At 55.0% G+C, this 4247-nt stretch carries 4 protein-coding genes and 1 pseudogene; 3 read left to right on the top strand and 2 right to left on the bottom strand.

Features of this window, described 5'->3' with window-relative positions; all coding sequences use genetic code 11:
- Positions 1–252: pseudogene (locus tag H8Q75_RS10885) on the bottom strand (hypothetical protein); the annotation flags it as partial.
- Between the two features lie 204 nt (positions 253–456).
- On the opposite strand from H8Q75_RS10885, the gene rpe reads away from it, so the two are divergent.
- A complete protein-coding gene (rpe, locus tag H8Q75_RS10880; protein ID WP_024125405.1) occupies positions 457–1152 on the top strand; it encodes a ribulose-phosphate 3-epimerase in 696 nt (231 codons plus the stop codon).
- Here the strand turns inward: rpe and thiO are convergent.
- Positions 1149–2255 carry a glycine oxidase ThiO gene (gene thiO, locus H8Q75_RS10875; protein WP_024125406.1) on the bottom strand — a complete coding sequence of 369 codons (1107 nt, stop codon included), beginning with the start codon at positions 2253–2255 and terminating at the stop codon, positions 1149–1151. The genes rpe and thiO overlap by 4 nt on opposite strands.
- Positions 2256–2426: 171 nt before the next feature.
- Here thiO and H8Q75_RS10870 point away from each other — a divergent pair, with 171 nt between their 5' ends.
- Together H8Q75_RS10870 and thiL are read left to right on the top strand one after the other, a co-directional pair.
- Positions 2427–2936 carry a TIGR02652 family protein gene (locus tag H8Q75_RS10870; RefSeq protein ID WP_297041652.1) on the top strand — a complete coding sequence of 170 codons (510 nt, stop codon included), beginning with the start codon at positions 2427–2429 and terminating at the stop codon, positions 2934–2936.
- Between the two features lie 2 nt (positions 2937–2938).
- Complete coding sequence (gene thiL / locus H8Q75_RS10865) at positions 2939–3925, top strand: thiamine-phosphate kinase (protein ID WP_365971106.1); 987 nt, start codon at positions 2939–2941, stop codon at positions 3923–3925.
- Positions 3926–4247 lie beyond the last annotated feature (322 nt).

Here is a 4247-nt window from a genome sequence, read left to right as displayed (position 1 = left end):
ATTCGCGCGACCAATATTCGAAAGCCCCTCAATGTAGGTTTTGGGGTTGGTGGGGGGGGTGAGGGCGGCAACCGCAGAGCCAGCAGCACTGGGTTTGGGTGCGGTGGCTTCAGGGGTGGTGGGAGGTGCTGCGGGGGGAACAGGGGGTTGATTCGTAATTTCTGTTTCAGTAACCATCAAGCCACAGCCACTGATTGCTGAGGCTAGCCACCCGGCTGCAATGGTAACAATCTTGGTGCGCTGTTTGAACATTTGGCTCTCACCCTTGGATGATGGTCTGGTGGTGCAGATATGCTCTTTGTTGCCTACTATAAAATGTACTGTTAGCTTGTAGTGGCTATGCATAGGCAGTTGCCAAAGTGGTCTTAGGTGCTCTTAGGGACCGCCAGTTGCTGTGGGGGCGATCCCTCGGTACACTGAGAACAACTGTAACGTTATTTACGGAATGAATTGGTCATGAGTGCTAAGCCCGTCGTGATTGCTCCCTCCATTCTCTCTGCGGACTTTAGTCGTTTGGGTGAAGAGATCCAAGCGGTAGATCGGGCGGGAGCCGACTGGATCCATGTGGACGTGATGGATGGTCGTTTTGTTCCCAATATCACGATTGGGCCATTGATTGTTGAGGCGATTCGCCCCTTGACCCAAAAGCCCCTCGATGTGCACCTCATGATTGTCGAGCCAGAAAAATACGTGGCTGATTTTGCCAAGGCCGGTGCAGATATTATCTCTGTCCATGCTGAGCACAATGCCTCACCCCACCTCCATCGCACCCTCTGTCAAATTCGTGAACTGGGCAAACAGGCGGGGGTAGTGCTCAATCCCTCGAGCCCTCTGGAACTCATTGAGTATGTCCTGGAGGTCTGTGACCTCGTCCTAATTATGAGTGTTAACCCCGGTTTTGGGGGTCAGAAGTTTATTCCGGCAGTGCTGCCGAAAATTCGGCGACTACGGCAACTGTGTGAAGAGCGTGGCCTAGATCCATGGATTGAGGTGGATGGTGGACTCAAGGTGGACAATACTTGGCAAGTCCTTGAGGCAGGCGCCAATGCCATTGTGGCCGGTTCAGCCGTCTTTCATGCCCCCGACTATGCCGCTGCGATCGCCGGTATTCGCAATAGCAAACGCCCTAGCCCTGAGTTGGTGACTGCCTAGGCGCCGGTTTCTGATCGAGCCTCAAATCGCTGCCAGGAAAAGGCTTTGAGGTGGCGATCGCCCGTCTGGTGCAGGATCAAGTTGGCCATCAGCTTCGCTGTAATTGGGGCAAGCAAAATACCATTGCGGTAATGCCCCGTTGCCAGGTAAAGATTAGCAGCTGGTCCTTGACCCAGAATGGGTAAGTCGTCGGGGGTAGCTGGACGATACCCCCACCAGGTATCCATCACTTCGTAGCTTGCCAATTCTGGAATAACGGCGGTGGCACGGTTCAGCAGTGCTTGCAGGCCAGCAACCGTAGTTCCTTCTTGAAAACCGACATCTTCACTGGTGGCACCCACCACCACTTTGCCAGAGCGACGCGGCACAAGATAGAGCTGATCCCCAAAGATCACATGGTTCAGCAGAGGTTGCCCCGGTGGTTTCAGTGCCAACATTTGCCCCTTGCGAGGGGTGACGGGTAGAGGCAGGAGGCTTTGTGCCCATGCCCCTGTGGCCAGAATGTAAATCCCCGCAGACCACCGCCCGCGATCGCTCTCTAACGCTGTAATGTCTCCCTGCGGCGTTTGCTGAAAACGTTGAACAGTAATGCCCTCAATGACTTCGATGCCAAGAAGGCGAGCCGCACTCACCAGCACCTTGGCCAAGTTGCGTGTGTTCACCTGGCCATCTTGGGGAAACCACCAAGCCCCTAGCACACTCTCCGCAAAGCCCGGCTGGTAGCTTGCAAGTTCAGACCTATCCAACCAGCGGCTGTCGGGCTCCATGGGGTGGGAGCGATCCCGCTGTCGCTCATCGGTCACTGGTGCCAAAATGCCACAGGGCCAGTAGCCCGCATCCAGCCCCGTAAGTTGTTCGAGCTTGTCAATCCAACTGGGATACAAATTGCGGCTTGCCGTACACAAATTCCACATGGCTCCTGCCGGCAAACCTTCTGCTTGGGGGGCGAGCATTCCCGCTGCTGCATGGAGCGCTGCTTCCCGAAACTGGCGACTGAGAACCGTGGGCCGTGCTCCCCGCAATGCCAATTCGATGGCGATCGCCAGCCCCATGGTGCCGCCGCCAATAATCAAAATGTCCCGCTGTTCATCCCCCAGGATCATTCTTGATGCTTCAATGCCAACTTACCCATTTCTTTATCTTGGCACCTGTCACCCCTTAAGGGTAGCCCAAACTTCATCGGAGAAGACGTGCTCAGCCTACTGGCTTGAGGTGAACTGGTTATAATTAAGAGCGATCGCGGTGGATTTACTGCCGCTGTGTGGTAACTGTCCATGATCTCATCCGGCTCTCACTACCCGATCTTTGGTCCTGAAATCCGTTGTCCCCACTGTCGGCAAATCATTCCCGCTCTGACCCTCACCGATACTTACCTGTGCCCGCGCCACGGCCCTTTTGAAGCAGATGCCAAAACCGGCGAATTGATGCACCTGCAATCCGGTCGCATTTGGCGTCTCTGGGAAGGCGAATGGTATCGCCAGCACACCCACCCCGACGGCATTCGCTTTGAAATCCACGATGCCCTCGATCGTCTCTACACCCAAGGCTACCGTGCCACCAAAGTCATTATTGCCGAACGCTATCGGGATCTCTTTTGCGCTTACCTCGAACGCAGTACTCCTTGGGGAGGCACCACAGATCCGCAAATGCTGCGCCTGTTTGGCTTGCCCGTTGAGTTTAGCCCCCCCGCTAGCCAAGAGGAGCGCTGGGATGTGATTAACTTTGATCTGGAAAAAGAACCCGGTGCCCCCATTCGCCCCCCCTATTTTCGGATGTTTGACTAGTGATGCTCACCCTCGCCGACTGTGGCGAACTAGAATTGATTGCCCGCCTGCGCCCCTATTGCCACCAGGAATTGATTGGGGATGATGCAGCGGTGTTGTCCCTACCCCTTGGGGAACAACTCATTGTTAGTACCGATGTGCTGGTTGAGGGGGTGCACTTTAGTTTGGGGATGACCGATACCCCCGTCACCATGACACCTCAGGATGTTGGCTGGCGATCGCTGGCCGCCAATTTATCAGACCTTGCAGCCATGGGGGCATTGCCCTTGGGGTTAACCGTGGGTCTAGCAGCACCTCGCAACTGTCCTGTGGCAATAATTGAGGGCATTTACCAAGGGATGGCTACCTGTGCTCAGGCCTACGGCACCAGTATTATCGGTGGTGATACCTGTCGCTCTAGTGTCCTCAGTCTCAGCATCACGGTCTTGGGCAGTGCGCCGCCAGAACGGATTATTTATCGCAATCGCGCTCAAGTGGGGGATGTCATTGTTGTAACGGGTGTTCATGGGGCCTCCCGAGCGGGTCTCGAATGCCTTTTGTATCCCCAGGGGGCAAGCGCCGTCCCTGCAGAACTGCGGCAGGCATGGATTCAAGCCCATCAACGTCCCCGACCGCGGTTGGATATTGTCCACTGGCTGCGCCAACAGGTCCCCCCGCCGCGGCTTGCCGGCATGGATAGCAGTGATGGTCTGGCGGCTGCCGTCCTGCAAATCTGTCAAGCCAGTGGGGTGGGGGCGGTTCTTTGGGCAGAGCGGATTCCGATAGTGGACTATGGCGATCGCCTGCAGGCCCTGAACTGGGCGCTCTATGGCGGTGAGGATTTTGAATTGGTATTGTGCCTTTCCCCAGAATTGGCTCAGGCTCTCTGTGGAGCAGCGGGTGAACGCGCCGCCATGGTTGGCGAAATTATTCCTGAAAAAAGGGTGCAACTCAGGCTCAATGGTGAATTATTACCCGTCCAAGTCGATCGCCTCTTTCAGCACTTTTAAGGGGTTAGTGGGTTAAAGCACAGCGACAGTTGCAGCAATGGGTATTCAGGGAAGGCGCAGCCGTCAAGGAATATTACAAAAATTCATAAAACTTGGGGGCGATCGCCAGCAAATCCCCATAAATTTATACATTTCTTAAAAAAATACCGAGCCACCCCCGAATCGTTCTAATCTAAGTTAGCGCGTTAACTAAAAGTAAAGGGAGCCTCTTAGTAACCATGGTTGTCAAAGCAAGTGGTGGAAGCTCGGTTGCCCGCCCGCAACTTTATCAAACAGTCCCCGTTTCAACGATTATCCAAGCCGAGCAGCAGGATCGCTTCCT

Origin of the sequence: Thermosynechococcus sp. OHK43, from assembly GCF_014466085.1 — a bacterium.
Classification (GTDB): Bacteria; Cyanobacteriota; Cyanobacteriia; order Thermosynechococcales; family Thermosynechococcaceae; genus Thermosynechococcus.
This window is presented reverse-complemented; position numbering and strand designations above follow the sequence as displayed.